The 24,850-nt window shown below is 47.2% G+C and carries 29 protein-coding genes and 1 riboswitch; of the genes, 28 read left to right on the top strand and 1 reads right to left on the bottom strand.

Annotated features, from left to right (window positions below):
• Positions 1-8: 8 nt before the first annotated feature.
• Together hprK and ACZMB2_RS09295 are read left to right on the top strand one after the other, a co-directional pair.
• Entirely contained in the window at positions 9-938 is a 930-nt protein-coding gene (gene hprK / locus ACZMB2_RS09300) for an HPr(Ser) kinase/phosphatase (protein WP_487596528.1), read from the top strand.
• A gap of 25 nt (positions 939-963) precedes the next feature.
• Entirely contained in the window at positions 964-1,902 is a 939-nt protein-coding gene (locus ACZMB2_RS09295; RefSeq protein ID WP_487596527.1) for an ROK family glucokinase, read from the top strand.
• 83 nt (positions 1,903-1,985) lie between these two features.
• On the opposite strand, the gene typA is transcribed toward ACZMB2_RS09295, so the two are convergent.
• Positions 1,986-3,809, bottom strand: coding sequence for a translational GTPase TypA (gene typA, locus ACZMB2_RS09290; RefSeq protein ID WP_487596526.1), 1,824 nt, complete (start codon positions 3,807-3,809; stop codon positions 1,986-1,988).
• Between the two features lie 200 nt (positions 3,810-4,009).
• On the opposite strand from typA, the gene ACZMB2_RS09285 reads away from it, so the two are divergent.
• The 26 genes from ACZMB2_RS09285 (at position 4,010) to dapB (ending at position 24,794) form a co-directional block, all read left to right on the top strand.
• Positions 4,010-4,639, top strand: a complete 630-nt coding sequence (locus tag ACZMB2_RS09285) for a single-stranded DNA-binding protein (protein ID WP_487596557.1) — start codon at positions 4,010-4,012, stop codon at positions 4,637-4,639.
• Positions 4,640-4,975: 336 nt separating this feature from the next.
• Complete coding sequence (locus ACZMB2_RS09280; protein ID WP_487596525.1) at positions 4,976-5,197, top strand: BMC domain-containing protein; 222 nt, start codon at positions 4,976-4,978, stop codon at positions 5,195-5,197.
• 111 nt (positions 5,198-5,308) lie between these two features.
• Positions 5,309-6,445: a 1-propanol dehydrogenase PduQ gene (locus tag ACZMB2_RS09275; protein ID WP_487596524.1), complete on the top strand. Its 1,137-nt coding sequence runs from the start codon at positions 5,309-5,311 to the stop codon at positions 6,443-6,445.
• Between the two features lie 23 nt (positions 6,446-6,468).
• On the top strand, positions 6,469-6,819 hold the full coding sequence (locus ACZMB2_RS09270; RefSeq protein ID WP_118771546.1) for a BMC domain-containing protein: 351 nt from the start codon (positions 6,469-6,471) through the stop codon (positions 6,817-6,819).
• A 28-nt stretch (positions 6,820-6,847) separates the two neighbouring features.
• Positions 6,848-7,285 carry a EutP/PduV family microcompartment system protein gene (locus ACZMB2_RS09265; RefSeq protein WP_178755788.1) on the top strand — a complete coding sequence of 146 codons (438 nt, stop codon included), beginning with the start codon at positions 6,848-6,850 and terminating at the stop codon, positions 7,283-7,285.
• A 22-nt stretch (positions 7,286-7,307) separates the two neighbouring features.
• Entirely contained in the window at positions 7,308-8,738 is a 1,431-nt protein-coding gene (eutA, locus tag ACZMB2_RS09260; RefSeq protein WP_118771544.1) for an ethanolamine ammonia-lyase reactivating factor EutA, read from the top strand.
• Between the two features lie 18 nt (positions 8,739-8,756).
• On the top strand, positions 8,757-10,124 hold the full coding sequence (locus ACZMB2_RS09255) for an ethanolamine ammonia-lyase subunit EutB (RefSeq protein WP_118771543.1): 1,368 nt from the start codon (positions 8,757-8,759) through the stop codon (positions 10,122-10,124).
• Positions 10,125-10,144: 20 nt separating this feature from the next.
• Positions 10,145-11,044 (top strand): ethanolamine ammonia-lyase subunit EutC, encoded by a 900-nt coding sequence (gene eutC / locus ACZMB2_RS09250; protein WP_487596523.1) that lies wholly within the window; start codon positions 10,145-10,147, stop codon positions 11,042-11,044.
• A gap of 19 nt (positions 11,045-11,063) precedes the next feature.
• A complete protein-coding gene (eutL, locus tag ACZMB2_RS09245; protein ID WP_118771542.1) occupies positions 11,064-11,714 on the top strand; it encodes an ethanolamine utilization microcompartment protein EutL in 651 nt (216 codons plus the stop codon).
• Between the two features lie 65 nt (positions 11,715-11,779).
• On the top strand, positions 11,780-12,331 hold the full coding sequence (locus tag ACZMB2_RS09240; protein WP_118771541.1) for a BMC domain-containing protein: 552 nt from the start codon (positions 11,780-11,782) through the stop codon (positions 12,329-12,331).
• A 19-nt stretch (positions 12,332-12,350) separates the two neighbouring features.
• A complete protein-coding gene (locus ACZMB2_RS09235; protein ID WP_487596522.1) occupies positions 12,351-13,826 on the top strand; it encodes an acetaldehyde dehydrogenase (acetylating) in 1,476 nt (491 codons plus the stop codon).
• A gap of 21 nt (positions 13,827-13,847) precedes the next feature.
• Complete coding sequence (locus tag ACZMB2_RS09230; protein ID WP_118771539.1) at positions 13,848-14,129, top strand: BMC domain-containing protein; 282 nt, start codon at positions 13,848-13,850, stop codon at positions 14,127-14,129.
• Between the two features lie 48 nt (positions 14,130-14,177).
• A complete protein-coding gene (locus ACZMB2_RS09225; protein ID WP_118771538.1) occupies positions 14,178-14,459 on the top strand; it encodes a BMC domain-containing protein in 282 nt (93 codons plus the stop codon).
• 73 nt (positions 14,460-14,532) lie between these two features.
• A complete protein-coding gene (locus ACZMB2_RS09220) occupies positions 14,533-15,336 on the top strand; it encodes a cobalamin adenosyltransferase family protein (protein WP_308460120.1) in 804 nt (267 codons plus the stop codon).
• Positions 15,333-15,947, top strand: coding sequence for a phosphate propanoyltransferase (gene pduL / locus ACZMB2_RS09215; RefSeq protein ID WP_308460119.1), 615 nt, complete (start codon positions 15,333-15,335; stop codon positions 15,945-15,947). Before ACZMB2_RS09220 ends, pduL begins: the two co-directional genes overlap by 4 nt.
• A gap of 10 nt (positions 15,948-15,957) precedes the next feature.
• A complete protein-coding gene (eutJ, locus tag ACZMB2_RS09210) occupies positions 15,958-16,773 on the top strand; it encodes an ethanolamine utilization protein EutJ (protein ID WP_118771535.1) in 816 nt (271 codons plus the stop codon).
• Positions 16,774-16,804: 31 nt separating this feature from the next.
• Positions 16,805-17,590, top strand: coding sequence for a hypothetical protein (locus ACZMB2_RS09205; RefSeq protein ID WP_487596521.1), 786 nt, complete (start codon positions 16,805-16,807; stop codon positions 17,588-17,590).
• Positions 17,587-17,868: a EutN/CcmL family microcompartment protein gene (locus tag ACZMB2_RS09200; RefSeq protein WP_487596520.1), complete on the top strand. Its 282-nt coding sequence runs from the start codon at positions 17,587-17,589 to the stop codon at positions 17,866-17,868. Before ACZMB2_RS09205 ends, ACZMB2_RS09200 begins: the two co-directional genes overlap by 4 nt.
• Positions 17,869-17,886: 18 nt before the next feature.
• Positions 17,887-19,236, top strand: a complete 1,350-nt coding sequence (locus ACZMB2_RS09195) for a 4Fe-4S dicluster domain-containing protein (RefSeq protein WP_487596519.1) — start codon at positions 17,887-17,889, stop codon at positions 19,234-19,236.
• 3 nt (positions 19,237-19,239) lie between these two features.
• Complete coding sequence (locus tag ACZMB2_RS09190) at positions 19,240-19,779, top strand: BMC domain-containing protein (RefSeq protein WP_118771531.1); 540 nt, start codon at positions 19,240-19,242, stop codon at positions 19,777-19,779.
• A gap of 72 nt (positions 19,780-19,851) precedes the next feature.
• Entirely contained in the window at positions 19,852-21,102 is a 1,251-nt protein-coding gene (locus tag ACZMB2_RS09185; RefSeq protein ID WP_487596518.1) for an ethanolamine utilization protein EutH, read from the top strand.
• A 36-nt stretch (positions 21,103-21,138) separates the two neighbouring features.
• Positions 21,139-21,579 (top strand): EutQ-related cupin domain-containing protein, encoded by a 441-nt coding sequence (locus ACZMB2_RS09180; protein WP_308460304.1) that lies wholly within the window; start codon positions 21,139-21,141, stop codon positions 21,577-21,579.
• Positions 21,580-21,602: 23 nt separating this feature from the next.
• Positions 21,603-22,163 carry a DUF2284 domain-containing protein gene (locus tag ACZMB2_RS09175; protein ID WP_487596517.1) on the top strand — a complete coding sequence of 187 codons (561 nt, stop codon included), beginning with the start codon at positions 21,603-21,605 and terminating at the stop codon, positions 22,161-22,163.
• A gap of 136 nt (positions 22,164-22,299) precedes the next feature.
• Complete coding sequence (locus ACZMB2_RS09170; protein ID WP_487596516.1) at positions 22,300-22,800, top strand: cob(I)yrinic acid a,c-diamide adenosyltransferase; 501 nt, start codon at positions 22,300-22,302, stop codon at positions 22,798-22,800.
• Positions 22,801-22,837: 37 nt separating this feature from the next.
• Positions 22,838-23,014: riboswitch (Lysine riboswitch) on the top strand.
• Between the two features lie 113 nt (positions 23,015-23,127).
• A complete protein-coding gene (dapA, locus tag ACZMB2_RS09165) occupies positions 23,128-24,027 on the top strand; it encodes a 4-hydroxy-tetrahydrodipicolinate synthase (RefSeq protein ID WP_487596515.1) in 900 nt (299 codons plus the stop codon).
• A complete protein-coding gene (gene dapB / locus ACZMB2_RS09160; protein WP_487596514.1) occupies positions 24,027-24,794 on the top strand; it encodes a 4-hydroxy-tetrahydrodipicolinate reductase in 768 nt (255 codons plus the stop codon). Before dapA ends, dapB begins: the two co-directional genes overlap by 1 nt.
• Positions 24,795-24,850: the final 56 nt, after the last annotated feature.

Raw genomic sequence — 24,850 nt, 5'->3', positions numbered from 1 at the left:
ACAAGATAATGCCGACAGTATCATTAAATAAGATGATTGAAAAGCTGGAGCTGAAAAACCTGACGCCGGAAGTGTCAACAGAAGGAATTGAGATCAGCAGTCCGGACATTAACCGTCCGGCACTTCAGCTGGCAGGATATTTTGAGCACTTTGCATGTGAGCGTGTACAGATTATCGGATATGTCGAATATACATATCTAAAAAGTCAGAACAGAGAAGAAAAACTGAAAAACTACGAACGGTTTATGTCCAGTAAGATTCCCTGCGTTATTTATGCATCGCGTACGGAACCGGATGAAGACATGTATGAGATGGCACGCAAATATAATAAGCCATTGTTGTTCAGCAACCGTATGACTTCCCCATTGATGGCAGAAGTTATCCGTTGGCTGAATGTGGAATTGGCTCCCTGCATTTCTATTCACGGTGTATTGGTGGATGTTTATGGTGAGGGTATTCTGATCATGGGCGAGAGCGGCATTGGCAAGAGTGAGGCGGCTCTGGAACTGATTAAACGTGGTCACCGACTGATTACCGATGATGTGGTGGAGATTCACAAAGTCAGCGACGATACGCTGGTGGGCACTTCCCCTGAGATTACCCGTCATTTCATTGAACTTCGCGGCATTGGTATTATTGATGTAAAGACCCTGTATGGTGTAGAGAGTGTCAAAGAGACCCAGAATATCGACCTTGTGATCAAACTGGAAGAGTGGGACAAGGAAAAAGAGTATGATCGTCTGGGTCTGAATGAAGAATACACAGAATTTCTTGGAAATAAAGTGGTATGTCATTCCATTCCGATCCGTCCGGGCCGGAATCTTGCCATTATTGTAGAGTCTGCGGCAGTTAACCACAGGCAGAAGAAGATGGGTTACAATGCGGCTCAGGAACTGTACCGCCGTGTACAGGAGAGTATTAACCGCAATAAGAAATAAAGAAAGAATCAGGGGGAAAAGGAATATGCAGGAATACTGTTTTGGAATTGACGTGGGAGGAACCACGGTAAAGATGGGATTGTTCCGCGCAGATGGAGAACTTCTGGAAAAATGGGAGATTCCAAGCCATACGGAAAATGAGGGAGCTGCGATTCTGCCGGATATTGCGAAAGCGGCACTTGGCAAGCTGGAGGAACGAGGAATTGATAAAAAGGATGTAGCGGGTATCGGTATTGGTGTGCCGGGTCCTATTGATGCCAATGGTGTGGTTCCCCATACAGCTAATCTTGGATGGGGTTATAAAGAAGTAACCAAAGAGCTCACTGAATTGACTGGACTGCCCAGCAAGGGCGGCAATGACGCGAATGTAGCAGCATTAGGCGAGATGTGGAAAGGCGCGGCAGCAGGCCATAAGAGCGGTGTTATGGTAACTCTTGGAACAGGAGTTGGCGGCGGTGTGATTATTAATGGAAAAATTGTTACTGGTGCCCACGGAGCAGGTGGTGAAATTGGACACATTCATGTGGACGATGAAGTGCCTGGCGCCTGCGGCTGTGGAAATCATGGCTGTCTGGAACATGTGGCTTCCGCCAACGGTATTGTCCGTCTGGCAAAATGGATGCTGGAACAGAACGCTGTGAAAACGGTTCTGGATCCGGAGACCATGTCGGCGCGGGAGATCTGGGATGCAGTAAAAGCAGGGGATCCATTTGCCTGTGAAGTGGCAGAGCGTTTCGGAAAATATCTGGGACTGGCACTGTCTGCAGTGGCAGGAACCGCAGATCCGGAAGTATTTGTCATCGGCGGAGGTATGTCCAGAGCCGGACAGATCGTCATTGATTACATTCAGAAATATTATATGAAATATGTATTCCGCGGATGCAGGGATGCAGAGTTTATTCTGGCAAGCCTTGGAAATGATGCCGGTATGTATGGCGCAGCCAAGCTGGTGATTGAAGAATAAGAAGGAATATGATATATAACAAAAGGGCATGCCGTTCATCGGGTGATGAAAGGCATGCCCTTTTTACATAGAACCGTATCCGATTATTTGCGGATAGCAGCTCTCTTTCTCATGGTTGGATCCAGAATCTTTTTACGGATTCTTAAAGATTTCGGGGTGATCTCCAGAAGCTCGTCGGTGTCGATGAACTCCAGAGCCTGTTCCAGACTTAATACTCTCGGCGGAGTCAGCTTCAGAGCCTCATCAGCGCTGGAAGAACGGGTATTAGTCAGTTTCTTGGTCTTGCAGACGTTGATCTCGATATCCTCTGCCTTTCCTGTCTGTCCGATGACCATGCCGGCATATACTTTTACGCCAGGTCCAATGAACAGGGCACCACGCTCCTGGGCATTGAAGAGACCGTAGGTGATGGATTCACCGGACTCGAATGCAATCAGAGATCCCTGCTTGCGATACTGGATGTCGCCCTTGTAGGGTTCATAACCATTGAAGATGGTATTCAGAACACCGGTACCTTTGGTGTCGGTCATGAACTCACCACGGTATCCGATCAGGCCTCTTGCCGGGATGGAAAACTCCAGACGGGTGGAACCGTTGCTGTTGGTATGCATGTTGCGGAGTTCCCCTTTACGCTCACCCAGCTTCTGAATAACGCTTCCGGAGAACTCGTCATCTACATCAATGTAAGCCAGCTCCATCGGCTCCAACTTCTTGCCATTCTCGTCATAGTGATAAAGTACTTCGGCTTTGCTGACAGAGAACTCATAACCTTCACGACGCATGTTTTCGATCAGGACGGACAGATGAAGCTCACCACGTCCGGATACTTTAAAACTGTCAGTACTGTCAGTCTCCTCCACACGAAGGCTGACATCGGTGTTCAGCTCACGGAACAGACGGTCGCGCAGATGACGGGAAGTGACGAATTTTCCTTCCGTACCGGCGAGCGGGCTGTCATTGACATTAAACTGCATGGAGATGGTCGGCTCAGAAATCTTCTGGAACGGAATTGCTTCCGGCGCTTCCGGTGCACACAGAGTATCTCCGATATGCAGATCTGAAATACCGGAAATGGCAACAATGGAACCGATGGTTGCGTTCTGTACTTCTACCTTATTCAGACCGTCGAATTCATAGAGACGGCTGACTTTTACTTTCCGCATCTTATCCGGATCATGATGGTTTACGATAACCACATCCTGGTTCACGGAGATGGTACCGCGGTCTACTTTTCCAACGCCGATACGGCCTACATATTCGTTGTAGTCGATGGTACTGATCAGTACCTGGGTCGGTGCTTCCGGATCACCTTCCGGAGCCGGAATATAATTCAGAATGGTATCGAACAGCGGAGTCATATCCTTGCCCTGTTCGTTCGGATCCAGGGAGGCGTAGCCGCCCTTTGCGGAAGCATAGACAAACGGGCAGTCCAGCTGCTCATCAGTAGCGTCCAGATCCATCAGAAGCTCCAGAACCTCGTCTACGACTTCTTCCGGTCTTGCTTCCGGACGGTCGATTTTGTTGATGCAGACGATTACCGGAAGATTCAGCTCCAGTGCTTTCTTCAGAACGAATTTGGTCTGGGGCATGGAACCTTCGAAAGCATCTACCACAAGGATAACACCGTTTACCATCTTAAGGACACGTTCTACCTCGCCGCCGAAGTCTGCATGTCCGGGAGTATCAATAATATTGATTTTTACATCTTTATAAAAAACAGCTGTATTTTTGGAAAGAATGGTAATACCACGTTCTCTTTCGATGTCATTGGAATCCATGACACGTTCTGCCACTTCCTGATTGGCACGGAACACACCGCTCTGTTTCAGAAGCTCATCGACCAGGGTGGTTTTGCCGTGGTCTACATGAGCAATGATTGCTATATTTCTTACATCTTCACGTTTCATAATTTAATCCTCTTCTTTGTGACTCTCAAAATATCCTACAAATTTAATAGTGTATCATATTTTGCCCGGAATACAAGCTTTTTTCGCGTGAGAGGAATATTTTTTTTGCATTTTTGGAATATTTGGAAGAAGAACGGAATATATTTTACAGATAAAATACAAGAAGAGACACTTCGTCAAAAAGAAGGGAGAACAAAATGATGTCAGATAAGATCATCGAAAACAACCAGGTATCTATTATGGGAGAAGTCGTATCCACGTTCACATTCAGCCATGAAGTCTTTGGGGAAGGCTTTTATATGCTGAACGTATCCGTAAAAAGACTCAGTGAGTCCTGCGATGTGATACCGCTTATGATTTCCGAAAGACTCATTGATGTAAATGAGGATTATCGGGGAACGTACATTCGTGCAACAGGACAGTTCCGTTCCTATAACCGTCATGAAGAAAAGAAGAACCGGCTGGTATTATCTGTCTTTGTGCGGGAACTGGAATTTACAGAAGAAGAACTGGAAAATTCTAAGACCAACCAGATCTTTCTGGACGGTTACATCTGCAAACCGCCTGTTTACCGGAAGACTCCCCTTGGAAGGGAGATTGCAGATATTTTACTGGCTGTCAACCGGCCCTATGGAAAGTCTGATTATATTCCATGTATCTGCTGGGGAAGAAATGCCCGTTTTGCATCCGGTTTTGAAGTAGGGGGACATACACAGATCTGGGGACGGATTCAAAGCAGAGAATATATGAAGAAGATTGATGAGGAGGAAAGTGAGAAAAGAATTGCCTATGAAATATCTGTGAGCAAACTCGAGTATCTTGATTCATAGTATTGTATAATATTTCCTCCGGCTCGCAGATACAGATGTCCGCCGGAGAAAATCTGTGGTGAAAATTTTGAAAAAAAGACAGAAAATAAAAAGTTTTTATGCAGATATGACAAATACACCTTGCTTTGTGACAAAATGTCGAGTATAATATGAGCAAGATCGAAAATAAAATAACGAAGACGAGCAACATGTGAGCAGAGCCCTATGCCATGGGGCTTGCTCATTTAATGTTTATAAAGAAATAAAGAGGAACTACACATTATGGCTGGTTTGAAAATCAGAGTAATGAAAACAGTCTCTGAGGGGACAAAGAAAATTATCATGCGCAGGGCGAGAATGGAAGGGTTAGATATTCTGTTCCATGAGAATGCTGCGCTTGCATTGTGCAATGGAAATGTCTGTGACCTGATTTATGCCAGCGATCTGGCACAGAAGGCTTCCGATGTAGAGGTATTTGAGATCAATGGAAATTGTCCGCAGCATCTGACCTGCCTGGCAATTTTAGGTACGGCAGCTGCTGTAGATGAAGCAGTAAAGAGAATTCAGAGCGAACTTTGATTTATGATGAAAACTGAATAACGAGAACAGATCAGGATCGTTATTGGAGGAAGCGAAAATGAGATGTTTTTTCTCATATGATGAAGATGGCGGAAACAGGAGGAAAAAGCAATGGGAAATTATTATGTGAAGCCAAGAATCTACATGGAGAGAGAAGGTCTGCGTGAAATCCTTAAGGGTGTGACGCGGGCCTTTATTGTAACTGACAAATTCATGCATGAGAGCGGAAAAGTCAGTTACCTGACCGACGTACTGGATCAGATGGGGATTGCTTATGAGATCTTTTCAGAAGTAAAACCGGATCCGGATATTGCCACGGTTACGAAAGGAATCGGTCTTATGACGGATTTCAAGCCACAGGCACTTCTGGCACTGGGCGGAGGATCACCGATTGATTGTGCAAAAGCCATCAACTATCTGTCAGCCAGAGAAGGATTTTCTGAAAAATGCAAGTTTGTGGCAATTCCGACTACCAGTGGAACCGGAACGGAAGTAAGCCGCTTTTCAGTCATCAGTGACCCGGAAAAGTCCGCAAAATATCCGTTGGTTGCAGATGAACTTCTTCCGGATGATGCAATTCTGGATGCGGAGCTTACGAAGACGGTACCGCCATCTATTACAGCGGATACAGGAATTGATGTCCTGACACATGCAATAGAGGCATTTGTATCAAAGAATGCAAACGATTTTACGGATGCAGCAGCAGAAAAAGCCATCAAGCTGGTTCGTAGTAATCTGTTAAAAGCCTATAAGACTCCGGATGACCTGAATGCAAGACAGCATATGCATCATGCCTCCTGTCTGGCAGGAATGGCATTCAGCAACGCAGGACTTGGACTGAATCATGGCATGGCACATACACTGGGAGGACATTTCCACATCCCTCACGGACGTGCCAATGCAATTCTTCTTCCATATGTAATGGCCTATAACTGTGGATGTCACGATAAGCTGACTGTACATGCAGAGCGCTATGCGAGAATCGCAAGACTGGCACGGCTCGAGGGCAGCAGTATCCGACAGAGTGCATTTAATGTCATCCGTTCTACCAAACAGCTTATTAAACAGCTGAATATTCCGACCAGCATTGCTGAGGCAGGGGTCTCCAGGGAAGATTTTATGGCAGCACTGGATGAGATGGTGAATGCGGCCATGAACGATGCATGCACCGCAACGAATCCAAGAGACTGCACGCCAGAGGAGGTCAGAGACCTGTTCCTGGCTGCCTATGAAGGCAGAAGAATTTAGAGACAGGCAAAGGAGGAAATCCTATGTTTGAGGAATCCCATAAAGAACGAATCATACAGGAGTTTGTTCCTGGCAAACAGGTAACACTGGCTCATGTGATTCCCCATCCGGTAGAAGCCCTGTATGCGAAAATGGGTCTGATTGATGCAGAAGGAGCAATCGGAATCTTTACCATTACTCCCAGTGAGGCAGCTATTATTGCGGCAGATGTAGCCAGCAAGGCAGCCGGCATCCAGATTGGATTTGTGGATCGGTTTAATGGATCCCTGATCATCACAGGTGATGTGGCAGATGTGGAGGCAGCACTTCACGATGTTATGCATGTGCTGTGTGACAAGATGGGATTTGCAGGAACAACGATCACAAGATCGTAGAAAGACAGGCTCTGCGATGGATCAGAAGATGAAAAGACGAATTATTATGATTGGCCGTTCCATGGCAGGGAAGACAACTCTTTGTCAATATTTAAGCGACCAACAGCTGAAATACAAGAAAACGCAGGCAGTTGAGATCATTAATAAAAATATGATTGACACACCGGGAGAATATCTGGAACGTACCTATATGCGTGGTGCACTGATGGTATCAGCAGCGGATGCAGACACCATTGTCCTTGTGCAGGATGCGACGGAAAACGGTACCATGTTTCCACCTGGATATTCCAGCAGTTTTGCAAAGCCCTGCATCGGGGTGGTTACCAAAAGTGACAAGGCAACTGAAAAACAGCTGGAGGATGCACAGAAGTATCTGAAGATTGCAGGAGCAAAAGAGATCTTTGTCACCAGCAGTTATGAAGGTACCGGATTTGAACCATTCCTGAAATATTTTGAAGACAAGTGATTTGTGATGGAAGGAGATCCCCATGAAAGAAACCATATTAAGTGTTGGAATTGATATTGGGACATCCACGACGCAGCTGATTTTCAGTAAACTGACGATCGAGAATGAAGCCAGCAGCTATGTGGTGCCCCGGATCAATATCGTGGATAAGGAAGTTACCTACCGGAGCAAGATTTATTTTACACCGCTTCTTTCCCAGACCGAGATCGATGCGGAAAAGGTGAAAAAGATCATCGAAGCGGAATATAAGGCCGCCGGAATGAAACCGGAAGACCTGCAGACCGGAGCGGTGATCATTACCGGAGAGACTGCCAGAAAGCACAATGCCAATACGGTACTTGCTTCTTTAAGCAGCATGGCAGGTGATTTTGTAGTAGCAACTGCAGGACCGGATCTGGAATCTGTTCTTTCTGCAAAAGGAGCAGGGGCAGATGCATTTTCCGAAGAACACCGGCAGGCAGTAGCGAATATTGATATCGGAGGCGGAACCAGTAATATTGCATTGTTCCAGAAGGGAAACCTGAAGGGAACGAGTTGTCTCGATATCGGAGGAAGACTGATCAAGATTGAAAATGGTCGGATCAGTTATATTTTCCCGAAGATTCAGAAACTTGCAGAAGCCCATGGCATTCACATCGCAGTGGGTGACCGGGCAGAGGAAACCGTTCTCTATAAGATCTGCGAATATATGGCAGATCAGCTGGCCATGGCAATTCATGCCAGAGAAGCAGACAGTCTTCACGCAGGGCTTTATACAAATGACGGAAAACCACTGACCAGTGAGCCTAAAATTGACGCCATTACTTATTCAGGCGGAGTGGCGAGCTGTTATTATAACGGAGAACCTGCCAATGTGTTCGAATATGGAGATGTTGGAGTACTTCTTGCCAGAGCAGTGAAAAATAATGCGGCTCTGAAACAGGTTCTTACATATCCCGCGGCTGAGACGATCCGTGCAACGGTAGTCGGAGCGGGAACCCATACTACAAATGTTAGTGGCAGCACCATCAGCTACAGTGATGGACAACTGCCCATAAAAAACATTCCGGTTCTGAAACTTACGGAGGATGAGGAACAGAACCCGGTTATGTTCAAGGAATCCTTACGTCGGAAGCTGAAGCTTTACGAAACGGAAGGTGCGCTTGAACAGGTTGCCATTGTTTTTTCAGGCAGATATCATACCAGTTTTCTGGAGATTCAGGAACTGGCACAGATGGTTGTCGATGGGGCGGAAGAGGTAATTGCCGGACCACACCCCCTCATCCTGGTCATCGAAAATGATATTGCCAAGGTGCTTGGAAACGCCATTAATGTACTCCTGAAGCGCCAGAAAAAATTTATCTGCATTGATGGGATCTTTGCAAATGATGGTGACTACATCGACATCGGAGAACCGGTAGCGCAGGGGCGCGTCGTTCCCGTTGTCACAAAAACTCTAATCTTCAATACATGATAAAGGAGAGTGAACAGGTTGATTTTAAAAACAAAATTATTCGGCAAAGTGTACGAATTCAAATCTCTTCGCGAAGTCATGGCGAAAGCCAATGAAGAGAAGTCCGGTGACAAACTGGCAGGTATCGCAGCAGAGTCCGCAGAGGAAAGAGTAGCTGCGAAAGTAGTACTTTCCCATATCACCCTGGAAGACCTTCGCAACAATCCGGCAGTTCCTTACGAGGAAGACGAAGTAACCAGAATCATTCAGGACGGTGTCAACGAGGCAATCTACAAAGAGATTAAGGGTATGACGGTTGCTGAATTCCGTGAGTGGATCTTGAGCGAGACCACCACAACGGACATGATCAAACGTGCATCCAGAGGTCTTACCAGTGAGATGGTAGCCGCTGTATGTAAGCTGATGACCAACCTGGATCTGATCTATGCGGCAAAGAAGATCCGTGTATCCGCACATTGCAACACCACCATCGGCCTTCCGGGAACATTCTCATCCCGTCTGCAGCCGAACCACACCACAGATGATCCGAAGGGTATCATGGCATCCGTAATGGAAGGCTTAAGCCTTGGCTGCGGTGACGCAGTTATCGGTCTGAACCCGGTAGATGATTCTGTAGAGAGTGTTGCGAGAATTTTAAGAAGCTTTGATGAGTTTAAGAACAAATGGGAAGTTCCGACTCAGATCTGCGTACTTGCACATGTAACCACCCAGATGGAAGCTATGGATAAATTAGGAGCACCGATTGACCTGATGTTCCAGTCTATTGCAGGTTCTCAGAAGGGTAATGAAGCATTTGGCCTGAATGGCTCTATGCTTGATGAAGGACATGATATGATGCTTCACGAAGCAACCAGTACCGGTCCGAACGTTATGTATTTCGAGACTGGACAGGGTTCCGAGCTTTCCTCCGATGCACATCATGGATGGGATCAGGTAACCATGGAGGCTCGTTGTTATGGATTTGCTAAGAAATACAGTCCGTTCCTTGTAAATACTGTAGTTGGTTTCATCGGACCAGAGTATCTGTATGATTCCAAGCAGGTTACCCGTGCAGGTCTTGAGGATCACTTCATGGGCAAACTGACCGGTATCCCGATGGGATGTGACGCATGCTACACCAACCATATGAAAGCTGACCAGAACGATATCGAGAACCTGGCAACCCTTCTGGTAGCCGCAGGCTGCAACTACATCATGGGTGTACCGCAGGGTGATGACTGTATGCTGATGTATCAGTGTACCGGATATCATGAAGCAGCAAGCTTAAGAGAGGTCTTCGGTCTCCGTCCGATCAAGGAATTCGATCAGTGGCTGGAGAAGATGGGATTCTCAGAGAACGGAAAACTGACACCGCTTGCAGGTGATGCATCCGTTTTCTTAAAATAAGCAGGAGGTGAAAAACTTTGGTGAGCGAGAAAGATTTAAGAGATATCATTGCACAGGTGCTTACAGAGATGAATGTGAGCGATGGCGCAACTGCTTCTGCAGTGGAAGCTGCTGTGGCAGGAAAAGCCTCCCCACAGAATGGCACTGAAATTGAGGACGGCTGTTGGGACGATGTAGCAGCTGTCGATCTGAGAACACAGTATCTGGTAGAAAACCCGGTAGCAAAGGAAGCATACTATGATCTGAAACAGTACGCTCCCTGCCGTCTGGGTATTGGCAAAGCTGGTGCTCGTTATAAGACACTTCCGGTACTGGAATTCCGTGCAGCACATTCTGCAGCACAGGACGCTGTATTTAATGATGTAGATCAGGACTTTATTGATAAAATGGGTCTGTTTACCGTGCAGACCAAATGTGACAGCAAAGATACTTATCTGACCCGTCCGGATCTGGGACGTGCGTTAAGCGATGAGGCAGTTGCCACAATCAAAGAAAAATGCAAGATGCATCCGACCGTACAGATCTATGTATCTGACGGCTTAAGCTCCGCAGCAATCGCAGCCAATGTAGGTGATGTACTGCCGGCTATTGAGCAGGGACTTAAGAGCTACGGCATTGATTACGGTACTCCGTTCTTCGTAAAATATGGTCGTGTAGGAGCAATGGACCAGATCTCTGAGATTACAGGTGCGGATGTTACCTGTGTACTGATCGGTGAGAGACCTGGACTGATTACCGCAGAGTCCATGTCCGCATATATTGCCTACAAAGCAACTGTTGGAATGCCGGAGGCAAGAAGAACCGTTGTATCCAACATCCATAAAGACGGAACCATTCCGGCAGAGGCCGGAGCACATATTGCTGATATCATCAAGAAGATCCTTGATGCAAAAGCAAGTGGTACAGATCTGAAACTTTAAGTCGAACGGAGGGAATAAAATGAAACGCGATCCATTGAAAGCATCAGTGCTTGCAACCAAACTCATCCCGAATGTAAGTCCGGGAATGGCAAAAGAATTAAATCTGACACCGGAGCAGAGATCCCTTGCACTGCTCACTGCAGACTGTGATGATGTTACGTATACTGCACTGGATGAGGCTACCAAAAAAGCGGATGTTCAGGTTGTATACGCAAAGAGCTTCTACGGTGGTGCTGCTAACGCAAACACCAAGCTGGCAGGAGAAATTATTGGTATTCTGGCAGGACCGAACCCGGCAGAAGTAAAGAGTGGTCTTGAAGCAGCTGTTGATGTCATTGAGAACCAGGCTCATTTCGTATCTGCAAACGATGACGATACCATCTGCTACTATGCACACTGCATTTCCAGAACAGGTTCTTACCTTTCTGAGGGCGCAGGTATCAAAGAGGGCGAGGCTATTGCATATCTGATCGCACCGCCTCTTGAGGCTATGTATGGTGTGGATGCAGCTCTGAAAGCAGCAGACGTAAAAATGTGTGTTCTGTATGCTCCGCCTTCAGAGACCAACTTCGGTGGCGCACTGCTGACCGGAAGCCAGTCTGCATGCAAGGCAGCATGTGATGCATTTGCAGCAGCTGTAGAGTTTGTAGCAGACAATCCTATCGCATAAAATCAGAGCATAAGACTTAGTTCCCGCGGAGCAACAGCCGCGGGAAAGACAAGAGGTACGAATATATGCAGGCATTGGGAATGATTGAAGTATATGGTTACCTTACAGCAGTCGAAGCTCTGGACAGCGCACTGAAAGCAGCGAATGTTTCCCGGCTGGGTGTGGAAAAAGTAAGAGGCGGACTGGTAACTGTTCTTGTGGAAGGTGATGTGGGTGCTGTAAAGGCAGCTATGGATGCTTCCGCAGCAGCGGCTGAGAGAGTCGGCACCGTCATCAGTGTTCATGTCATTCCGCGTCCGGCGGATGATGTGACCAGAATGCTCAAAGGTGGAAAAGAACCGGAAGAGCCAACTCCTCCAGAGCCGGAAAAGCCATCTGAACCGGAAATATCGTCAGAACCGGATACACTGTCAGAACCTGAATCTGAAGCCGTGAAAGCGGAAGAAGGGGAGAAAGCTCCTCAGGATGTGACGGTGGAAGAGATGCAGACCATGGGGGTGGATGCGCTCCGAAGACTGGCAAGGGCACTTGAGATCAAGAACATGACCCGCGCTGAGATCCGTTTCGCGAAGAAACAGGAGCTGATTCAGAAGATAACAGAGTTTAAAGAATCATAGTATATAGGAGAAGTTGCTTATGCAGTTATATGATAAAGACCTGTTGTCAGTGCAGGAAGTGCGTGAGCTGGTAGAGAAAGCCAAAGCGGCTCAGGAGGAATTAAGCCAGAAGTCGCAGGCAGAGGTAGATGCCATCGTAAAATCTATCGCTTATGCAGGTGTGCGCAATGCAAAGCGTCTGGCAAAACTGGCTCATGAGGAAACCGGTTTTGGTATTGAGGCTGACAAGGTAATTAAGAATATATTTGGTAGCCGTGATGTGTATGAGCATATCAAGGATATGAAAACCATTGGAGAACTTGGATATGATGAAGAGAAGAAAGTCCGCACGATAGCAGTTCCGGTAGGTGTGATTGCCGGACTGATTCCATCCACGAACCCGACTTCTACTGCATTTTATAAATCTGAGATTTCCATAAAAGCAGGAAATGCGATTGTATTTTCACCGCATCCGAATGCAAGAAACTGTATTCTGGAGGCAGTAAAAGTAATTCGTCAGGCAATTGCTGAAGCAGGAGGCAATGAAAATCTTGTATCCTGCATCACCATTCCGACTATTCAGGCAACAGATAACCTGATGAAACATCCGGATGTGGCACTGATCCTTGCTACTGGCGGAAGTGCCATGGTAAGAGCCGCTTATTCATCCGGAACACCGGCGATTGGAGTAGGTCCCGGAAACGGACCGGCATACATTGAAAAGACCGCAGATCTGCCGCTGGCAGTAAAACGGATTATGGACTCCAAAACCTTTGATAACGGCACGATCTGCGCATCTGAACAGTCCGTTGTATGTGATAAGGATATGGAAGATGCTGTAAGGGCAGAGATGGAGAAACAGGGAGCCTATTTCCTGACAGACGAGCAGATTGCAAAACTCGGAAAATTCATCTTAAGAGCAAACGGCACTATGAATCCTATGATTGTAGGAAAGAGTGCACAGGTCATTGCAGATCTGGCAGGTATTGATATTCCGGCAGGAACTAAAGTACTGGTAGCAAAAGAAACCGGTATCGGACGTGGTCATCCATATTCCAATGAGAAACTGGCACCGATTCTGGCATTCTATACCGCAGATGATTATAAAGAGATCTGCAGACTGGTGCAGGATATTCTGCATTATGAGGGAGCAGGACATACGTTTAGTATGCATACCAAGGATCCGGAAATGGTAAACTATTTTGCCATGAGAGTTCCGGCATCCCGTATTATTGTCAATACACCGAGTGCCCTTGGAGGTATCGGCGGCACTACCGGATTGATGCCGTCCCTGACACTTGGCTGCGGAGCAATCGGCGGAAGTGCTACCTCAGAAAATGTAGGACCGATGAATCTGCTGAACAAACGTCATGTGGCAGAAGGACTTCTGGAGCTTGATGAGATCAAAGCAGGACTCCCGACCTGTACGGATGGCATGTGCAGCGGACCGAAGGCAGAAGATGTTGATATTGATGCAGTAGTGAATGAGATCGTAAAAAGACTTCGTTCTATGTAGATAAGAAAAGGAGAATGAAAAATGGCAGTAACACAGGCATTAGGAATGATTGAAACAAAAGGACTTGTAGCTTCTATCGAGGCAGCAGATGCAATGGTAAAGGCAGCAAACGTAACTCTGATCGGTAAGGAGCATGTAGGCGGCGGACTGGTAACCGTTATGGTACGCGGCGATGTAGGAGCTGTAAAAGCAGCAACAGATGCAGGCGCAGCAGCAGCTGAGCGTGTTGGCGAACTGATTTCCATCCATGTAATCCCGAGACCGCATGAGGAAGTAGAGGCAATTCTTCCGCATCTCGGCTAAGAGATTCGCTGTCACAGACAGAACATACAGATCAAGGAGGAATGAGAAATGGCAGTAACACAGGCATTAGGAATGATTGAAACAAAAGGACTTGTAGCTTCTATCGAGGCAGCAGATGCAATGGTAAAGGCAGCAAACGTAACTCTGATCGGTAAAGTGCATGTAGGCGGCGGACTGGTAACTGTTATGGTACGCGGCGATGTGGGAGCTGTGAAGGCAGCAACAGATGCAGGCGCAGCGGCAGCTGAGCGTGTTGGCGAACTGATCTCTATTCATGTAATTCCGAGACCGCATGAGGAAGTTGAGGCTATTTTACCCTCCTTATCATAAGTGAGTAAGTACCGGCCGCCCGTGTATTCGGACGGCCGGACAGTATAGGAGATAAGGAGGTGGCTTGACTGCGATGAAGGTAATTACAGAAGCAATTCTGCGGGATGAGTTACGGGCATCCAAGCCGGAGACTTATGTCATACCGGAGGGACAGATCCTCTCACCGGCAGCAAGAGAATATCTGCAGCAGTTAAAGATCAAGATTATCAAAGAAAAAGATAAGCCGCTCCCGAAAGAAAAAGTGGAGATCACGGCTACAGAGGTTCCGGGAATCCCGGAAAGTGCAGTCGTCACTCCGGCACCGCCGAAACCCAAATATGTGGATGACGCGACAGGTGCTTTCTATTATGAGAAGCCGGAGCATATGACCCAGCTTGTCAGAAATGTTCTGGTGAACAAGGATGACAAACGGATTGTATTCCGTGGAAAACTGGACAGTCTGGAAGCTCTTTTTGTGCTGAATCAGACGATTCTGCTGGAAATGCAGGAAGATCAGGAATTTATCGATGATCTGGAGGATATTCTGGTAAGTCTGCGTGAGATGATGCGTTGTGATGTACTGGATGAACCATTTACCAGAGAGACGATTATCGGACTGACTCATGAGGAGCTGCGGGCACATTCCCACAATCCTATGAAATATTATAAAGTAAAGCAGATGGTTCTGCCGAGTTATAAGCTTGGAAAGACCTATGCACTTCTGAATCAGCTCAGAACGGCAGTCCGCGAAACCGAAGTAGCGGCCGCAGCCGCGTTCCATAATGGAAAGAGTTATGACAGGGCAGATATCATAGAAGAACTGAACCGAATGTCCAGTGCCGTACACATCATCATGTGTAAATATCTGGCAAAGATCCAGAATCAGGAGACGTCATGAAGCAGTTTATTGAATCGGTAGTGGATTCTATCGTACAGAGTGGACTGGTAGAAGTAGAAGTATCTGCCAGACATGTGCATTTGACGCAGGAGGATGTGGAACTGTTATTCGGAAAAGGGGCAGTGCTTCATCCGAAACGTCCGCTGTCTCAGCCGGGACAGTTTTTAAGTGAAGAACGCGTGACGCTCATCGGACCGAAAGGGAAGAAGGAACGCGTGGCAGTATTAGGACCGGTGCGGAAAGCAACACAGGTGGAACTTTCCATCAGTGACTGCGTGGCACTGGGAATAAAAGCTCCGGTAAGAGAATCCGGAGATTTAAGAGATGCAGGACCGGTGGTCATTGAAGGACCGAAGGGTACACTTGACGCATCTTCTGCTGTAATCGTGGCAAGAGCCCACGTACATGTTCCGCCGCAGGTAGCCGCAAAGCTTGACCTTCAGGATAAGGAACGTGTCAGCGTACAGATTATGACTGAGAGACCAGTGACTTTTGATAACGTTGTCATTCGTGTCAGCGATCAGTTCCGTTACAAAATGCACATTGATTTCGATGAGGCAAATGCGGCGCAGGTCAGTGGATTTACTCTCGGAAAAATATTAAAGCAGTAAAGGAACACAGATGGATATTCAACGGGTAGAGACATACATGAAACGGGTAGCCGAATCCGAGACAAAGACCTTCACTCCGGTAGGAGACAAACTGAAAGTCGGTCTGGATCTGGGTACCGCATACATCGTAATGGTGGTGCTGGATGAGGAAAACAATCCCATTGCCTGTGAGAAACAGGCGGCAGATGTACTTCGGGACGGCGTAGTCGTCGATTATCTCGGAGCACTGAACATTGTAAAAGCTCTGAAGGCAAAACTGGAGCAGCGAATTGGAAAAGAACTGGTAAACTGTGCCATTGCCATGCCGGCAGGAACCGACGACAGCGTCAAGACACATACCTATGTGGCGGAAGGCGCGGAGCTGGAAGTGACTGCAGTTCTGGATGAGCCGAGTGCAGCCAATGCTATTTACCAGATATCGGACGGCGTGATTGTGGATATCGGAGGCGGTACTACAGGACTTGCGCTCTTAAAAGATGGCAAGGTTGTGGAGATTGCAGACGAACCGACAGGTGGTACGCACCTGACTTTGGTGCTTTCCGGAAATTACCATATTCCGTTTGCAGAAGCAGAAGCCATCAAACAGGATTATTCCAGACATCGGGAGATCCTTCCGATTCTGAAACCGGTTATTGAGAAAATGGCAACGATCGTAAAGAAAAACATCGTTTCAAAAAATGTGGATACCATTTATCTGTGTGGAGGTACCTGCTGTCTGACCGGTATGGAAAAGATTATTGAAAAGGAGACGGGAATCCCGACGATCAAGCCGGCAGATCCGTTCCTTGTCACACCGACAGGCATTGCCATGAACTGTAAAGTGTAATGAGTATAAAAAATGGAAAGGAGGGGAGCGCGTGGAACTGGATGCTATGATCAGTGAGATCTGCAGAAAAGTACAGGAGCGTGTGGCAGAGCTGGAAAAAGAAGAAGCATCGGCAGAACCGGCGGCAGTGCCGTCTGAAGATAACAGGCCGGCACTTCTGGTTCTGGCGGAAGACCATGGAATGCGATGTCATCCGGTGCTGGAAAGCAAAAAACTTGCAGAATGCTACCGGGTAGAATGTGCTTTGCTGAAAGAAGAAGACTGCGATGTGGCTTCCTATGAAGGCGTGATCGCATTTACACTGACCAATGAAGCCCTTGGAAAGATTGCCAACGGAATCTTCGATACCGATTACACCAGAAGATTCGGAACCGCACTTCTCCTTGGAAAAAGGATATTTATTGCGGAGGAAGAAGTGGAACTGTATCGCTATAAGGATACCGCGCCGGCCGGCTACTACAGCCGTCTGGAGGAAAACTTAAAATTCCTTCAGCAGAACGGAGTGACCATTGTTCCTTTAGATCAACTGGAAGCGGTTGTTCTGGGAGAAAACGTTCCGGAAGAAACAGAGGCTGCTCCGAAGAAAGAAGAATCCACCGGAGAAAAAGAACAGCCAGTCTCCGGAGTAACCCTACGGCTGGAGAAACGCATCATTACAGAGAGAGATGTGATCAGTGCACGGGAAGGAAAGGCTGCCTGCATTCTGGTAGGAAAGAAGGCAATTCTGTCAGATCTTGCCAAAGAGTATGCGAAGAAATATGGAATCAGCATTGCTCGTGACGAAGGCGAGACTGGCGGGAAAGGAAGCCGAGTATGAAAATAGGACGTGTAATTGGAAACATCTGGGCAACACGGAAAGATGAGAATCTCTCCGGATTAAAGCTCCTGGTGGTGCAGCCACTGAATCTTCTGAACGATCAGCCCATTGATACGCCCATTGTAGCGGCAGATATTATCGGTGCTGGTGTGGGAGAGAAGGTTCTCTATGTAGGCGGAAGCTCAGCGCGTGGTGCAGCAGGAGGTCCCCATATTCCGGTGGATGCAACGATCGTCGGAATCGTGGATGACCAGGAAGTTGACGAAGCGCTGATATAAGACAGGCGGTGATCAAGTATGGAAATGGTGGAAGCCATTCAGAAAGCGGGAGTAGTGGGAGCCGGAGGAGCCGGCTTCCCGACCCACGTAAAACTGAATGCGAAGGCAGAGTATTTTATCGTCAATGCAGCGGAATGTGAACCGCTGATCGAGACAGACAAATATCTGTGCCGTACCTATGCAGAAAGAATTGTAGCGACAGTAGAGAAGATTGCCGCACATCTGGAAGCAGCGCATGCAGTGATTGCATTAAAAGCAAAATATGTAAGAGAGACAGAAGCTCTTCAGAACGCAGTAAAAGCACTGGGAGCCAATGTAGAGATCTTTACCATGCGGACCTACTATCCGGCCGGTGACGAGCAGGTGCTGGTCAATCAGGTAACCGGACGGGTGGTTCCGGAAAGGGGACTTCCTCTGAATGTAGGATGCGTGGTAGAGAATGTCGGCACAGTCCTCAATATTGCCGATGCACTGGAAGGAAAACCTGTGGACGAGAAGTTTCTCTCCATTACAGGTGCGGTGGAGACTCCGGTGATGTGTCACGCACCAATCGGTACGCCGATTACGGAAGTCCTGAAAAAAGCAAAACTTCTGGTAAATGATTATGTGGTGATTCTGGGAGGTCCCATGATGGGAAAAATGCAGAAGACCAGAGAAGAGATTGAAAATGCGGTTGTTACCAAGACCACAGGCAATCTTCTGGTGCTTCCGAAGAATCATTATCTTGTAAAACGTGCTGCCATGAGTGTGGAACGTATGGCACGTCAGGCGGCAACAGCCTGTCTTCAGTGCAGAGCCTGTACAGATCTGTGTCCGAGACATCTGTTGGGACACAATGTGCAGCCCCATATGATTATGAGAACCATTTGGAGACAGAAATCTATTACGGATCCGGCAGAATTTGAGCGGGCTTTCGGCAGTGCGGCAAACTGCAGCAGCTGCGGTACCTGTGAGATGTTCTCCTGTCCGATGGGACTGTCACCGAGGAAGATGAACGATTATGCGAAAGGACTTTTGAGAGAAAGAGGAATTCAGCCGGAGAAGAACCAGCATCCGCAGGCGAGCGACATGCTGGAGCACAGGAGAATTCCTACCGGACGCCTGATCGTCCGTCTTGGACTGGACGAATATGTATTCCACGGTTTGCCGGAGCTTTTTGAAGTAGAACCGGAAGAGGTATTCATTCCATTATCACAGCATATTGGCAAACCGGCAGTTCCGGTAGTGACTGCAGGGGATGCTGTAAAAAAGGATGACCTGGTTGCAGGCAGTGCAGAGGGATTATCCGCAAACATTCATACAGGCTTTGATGGAGTTGTAAAAGAAGTGACTCCGAAAGGCATTCGGATCAGTAGAAGGGAGGCGTAAGAGATGGGAAGAGCGATCGGCATGGTAGAACTGTCCAGTATTGCCAGAGGCATTGAGACCAGTGATTCTATGTTAAAAGCCGCGCAAGTGGAACTTTTACGTTCTGTCACTGTCTGTCCGGGAAAATATATGGTGATTGTGGGCGGTGATACCGGTGCTGTCAGAGCATCTTTGGAAGCAGGAAAAGCAGCAGGTGGAGAATTTGTAGTGGACACTTTGCTGATTCCAAGCGTACATGAACAGGTCTTTCCGGCAATTTCCGGCACAGTAGAAGTGACGGATCCTCAGGCTGTTGGCGTGATTGAGTACTATTCCATTGCTTCAGCCATTGAAGCAGCGGATGCAGCAGCGAAAGCAGCTCAGATTACTTTAATCGAAGTTCGGACCGGCTATGCCATCGGCGGAAAGGGATTTGTAGTCCTGACCGGAGATGTAGGAGCTGTCCGTGCAGCTATTGATGCAGCAAAACAGGTAAGCGAGCTGTATGTGGAGAGCACGGTTATTCCGCGTCCCGCACCGCAGCTTTTGGAATCTCTGTTATAGGCTGCGTTTCGGCATAAGTCTGGGGGAGCAGAGCATAAGCTTTAAAGAAACACAAAAAAAGGAGGAACGGGTATGTTTCAGGAGTTACTTGACAACCTTACAAATGTAGGGGTATTTACAAGCAGCGTACAGGAATGGGTCAGCACTCTTTCCATCAACAAGGTGATCATCTTTATCATGATGATTTTCATGATCGTTGGTGCGATTGACAAGATCCGCGGTAACAAATTAGGATATGGCGAGCAGTTTGATGAGGGATTTAACGCAATGGGTCCTCTGGCAGCAGCCATGGCAGGTGTTGTAGCAGCGGCTCCGGTACTTGCAATCATTTTGAAACCGATTATTGTTCCGATCTACACCTTGCTGGGCGCCGACCCGTCCATGTTTGCGACCACGCTTCTGGCATGCGATATGGGTGGATATCCACTGGCAATGCAGATGGCAGGAAGCGAAGCTGTTGGTAACTTCTCAGGTCTGATCCTGGGAACCATGATGGGACCGACCATCGTATTTACCATCCCGGTTGCACTGTCCATTATTAAAAAATCTGACCGTCCGTATCTGGGAGCAGGTATCCTGGCAGGTCTCATTACCGTACCGATTGGCTGTATCGTAGGTGGTCTTGTTATGAACATGACCCAGTATAAGATCGACATTATTACGATCGTAAGAAACCTGATTCCGGTTATCATTATCGCAGGTCTCATCGTAGCAGGTCTGTGGTTCATGCCGGATAAGATGATCAACGGATTCAACAAATTCGGAACCGCTGTTACCGTAGTTATTACCTTCTTTACCGCAGTTGCAGTATTTGAGTATCAGACCGGTATCAAATTCCCGCTCATGAATATCATGGTTGAGCCGGATGCTGATGGCGTGATTCCCCTGGAGTCCGGACTTCTGGTTTGTGGACAGATTGCAGTTGTATTAATCGGTGCATTCCCGATGGTTCTGTGGATTACCCGTACCTTTGGTAAAGCACTGAGTGCTATCGGAGAGAAACTGGGTATGGACGAGAATGGTTCTGCAGGACTGGTAGCTACTCTGGCTAACAATATTGCAATGTTCAATATCATGGATAAGATGAACCCGAAGGGCAAACTCTTAAACGTTGCATTTGCAGTATCCGCAGCATTCGTATTCGGCGATCATCTTGGATTTACCGCTGGTGTAAACTCCGATATGATTTTCCCGGTTATCGTTGGTAAGCTGGTTGCAGGTATCACTGCCCTGATTCTTGCCAATGCACTGGCTCCGATGCTTCTTTCTAAAGTAGAAGCTTCTGTTGCAAAAGCAAAAGCAGAAGAGGAAGCTGAACAGTAAAATTCCGCTTCATGAAAATGAAAGGATGGACACCGTATGAACGTAAGTGAAGAACTGATCCGCGAGATCGTGCAGAAAGTTCTGGCGGAAGCCAAACAGCAGGAGAGCGGAGAGGATTTTGTAAAAGAAAAAGATCCAAGTGGTATTATCAAGATCGCGACAGAGACTGTCAAATGCGAGCGTTTTGAGCAGGACGGTGTGGCACTGAAAGATGTGGTAACCCTTGAGGAAGCGCCGAGAATGGGCTGCGGAATCATGGAGCTTGACCACACCAGCTTTGAGTGGACACTGACCTATGATGAATATGATCTCGTGCTGGAAGGTACTCTGGAGATCGAGATTGACGGACGCGTGGTAACGGCAGGACCGGGACAGATCATCTACATCCCGAAGAACAGCCATATCCACTTCCAGACCCCGGATAAGACCAGATATGCATATTTTGTATATCCGGCAAACTGGGCAGATCTGGCATAAGAGAGAGAAAAGAGGTGGCTGCCGTGGAACAGATCCCATATGATCTGGAAGTTCAGGTCAGAAAAATCAGTGTTGAACGGCTGCTTACCCAGTATTGGAATCCGGAGCCAGTGAGGGAGGCCTGCAAACTTTGTCCTGATTATGGAAAGGTGTGGTCCTGCCCTCCAGGGGTTCCGGAAGCAGATGCATATTTGAAAAAATTTTCAGAAGGATTTCTGATTGGAGTAAAAGTAAAATATCCAGAAGAAATCAGAAAAAATGTCAGCACTCCGGAGGAGGCACAGCAGCTGAGAAATCAGACATATGAGAGGGTGAAACGAAATCTTCTTCTTATACTGCTGGAGTTGGAAAAAGAATTCCCGGAAGGAACCTGTATTGGAGCAGGAAGGTGTATCCTTTGCAGGAAATGCGCGCGAGCAGAGGGGAAAGCATGCCGCTATCCGCAGTTGAGGCGCTATTCTATTACCGCATTTGGATTTGATTTTTCCAGAATGGTGAAGGACAATCTTGGAATGGAACTTCTCTGGAGTTCCAATGGAGTACCGGAATATGATGTAGCAGTAGCAGCATTGTTTCATGCGTAGAAGAGAAGCTTCCTGTCTGGCTGAAGGAGATAAGCCAGACATGGAAGCTCTTTTTTCGCCTTGCATTTGCAGGCTGGCTAGTGTAAGATAAAAAAATATACGAATTCTATTTCACGTTCAGAAATGTGAGGATGCTATGGAAGAGGGAAAACTGCAAATTTATTGCGGAAGCGGCAAGGGAAAGACAACTGCAGCCATTGGACTGGCAATCAGAGAAGCAAGCAGAGGCCGTTCCGTATTTGTTGTACAGTTTCTGAAGGGAAAGTATCCGGAGGAGATCAGCTTTATTCAGCGTCTTGAGCCGGAGATTAAGATGTTCCGTTTTCAGAAAAGAGAAGATTCTTTTGAAGATCTGACTCCACAGGAAAAAGAAGAAGAGATTCCGAATCTGCGTAATGGATTAAATTTTGCCAAGAAAGTTCTGGCAACCGGAGAATGCGATGTGCTGATTCTGGATGAAGTTCTGGGACTGGTAGAACAGGGAATTGCTACACTGGATGAGATTCATGGATTGCTGGACAGCGCAGAGGATACGGAACTGATTTTTACTGGAATCAAATTGTGTCCGGAGATGCTTGAGTGGGCGGATGAGGTATATCAAATTACTGCGTTGAAGGAAACCGATTCCGCGTGTTGACAAAGAAATAGATAGATGCTATATTGAAGTCAATGAATAAAGAGATAGAGGTCGCGCGAATCAAGAGTATGTCGTTGGATGTGTGCAGGCACAGGCGAATGCGGCGGAAAGGGACGAGCGCCGAAAGGCCGGTAAGCCTGTAAATCTGGTTCTTGGGCATAGGGTAAAGAATCCTATGACTGTCATCGTGCACAGATGAAGCGCTATCCGGACAGATATAAAAGAGAAGGGAGAATTTCCCGAACTAGTATTCTGCAGAGGCGTCCACTGGTACGCCTCTTTTTTTATCATAATCTAATTATAACCAAAGAGCAGGAGGGGAAGAAAATGTCAATTTTTACAGGTGCAGGTGTTGCAATTGTTACACCTATGACAGAGACAGGAGCGGTAAACTATCCGAAGCTGGAGGAACTTATTGAATATCAGATTGCCAATGGAACCGATGCGATTATTATCTGCGGAACCACGGGCGAGTCATCCACGCTGACCCATGAGGAGCATCTGGAGGCAATTCGTTTTACGGCGGAGAAAGTAGCAGGAAGAATTCCGGTCGTAGCAGGTACCGGTTCTAATTGTACGGAGACAGCGGTATATCTTTCACAGGAAGCAGAAAAATATGGTGTGGATGGTGTACTTCTGGTGAGTCCATATTACAATAAGGCAACCCAGAAAGGTCTGATTGCACATTTTACAAAGATCGCAAATTCTATTAAGATTCCGGTAGTCCTTTACAATATCCAGAGCCGTACCGGCGTGAATATGACCCCGGAGACGATTGCATATCTGGCAAAGAATGTGGAGAATATCGTGGCTGTTAAAGAGGCAAGCGGAAATATCTCCCAGATTGCAAAAGTAGCACAGCTTTGCGGAGATTCTATTGATATTTATTCCGGAAATGATGACCAGATCGTACCGATTCTGTCCCTGGGCGGAAAAGGTGTTATTTCCGTACTTTCTAATGTGGCTCCGAAAGAGACTCATGATATTGTTGCAAAATTCCTGGATGGCGATGTGGCAGGCAGCTTGGAACTTCAGCTTCGCGCTATTCCGCTTGTCGAGAAGCTGTTTTGCGAAGTAAATCCGATTCCGGTAAAAGCAGCTTTGAACATGTTGGGATGGGAAGTGGGTCCTCTTCGTATGCCTTTGTCTGAGATGGAAGAGGAACATCAGAAAGAACTGAAGGCAGCAATGGATGCATTCGGTGTAAAGGCAAAAGGAGAGAACTAATGGTAAAGGCAATTATGCATGGCTGTAATGGCCATATGGGACAGGTGATCACTGGTCTGATCAAAGACGATCCGGAGATTGACATTGTAGCGGGGATTGATCCGGTGGACTGCCGTGATAACGGATATCCGGTGTTTCCGAATCTTGAGGCCTGTACAGTGGATGCGGATGTGATTATTGATTTCACTTCCGCAAAGGCAGCAGATGGGCTGCTTAAATACTGTGTAGAAAAGAAGATACCGGTGGTGCTTTGTTCTACAGGACTTTCAGAAGAACAGCTGACAGCAGTGGAAGAAGCAAGCAAACAGGTAGCGGTACTGAAATCTGCTAATATGTCCCTGGGAATCAACATGCTTATGAAGATTCTGCAGGATGCGGCAAAGATTCTTGTTCCGGCTGGATTTGATATTGAGATTGTGGAAAAACATCACAACAGAAAGCTGGATGCACCGAGCGGAACTGCACTGGCACTGGCAGATGCCATAAATGATGGAGTTTTGAACAGTGAGTATGCATATAAATATGACCGCAGTCAGGATCATAAGAAACGGGAAAAGAAAGAGATTGGGATTTCCGCAGTTCGCGGAGGCACCATCGTGGGAGATCATGATGTGATTTTTGCAGGAACTGACGAAGTTGTGACATTCAGCCACACTGCTTATTCCCGTGCCATTTTTGGAAAAGGAGCAATCCAGGCAGCCAAATTCCTGGCAGGCAAACCAGCAGGATATTACAACATGAGCGATGTGATTGATGCACAGGCATAACTCCTGATTTTATGGGAAAACGTGCATAAAAACAAAATAGTTGTCCATATTAGTAA

Source organism: Hominiventricola sp., assembly GCF_057604405.1.
This window is presented reverse-complemented; position numbering and strand designations above follow the sequence as displayed.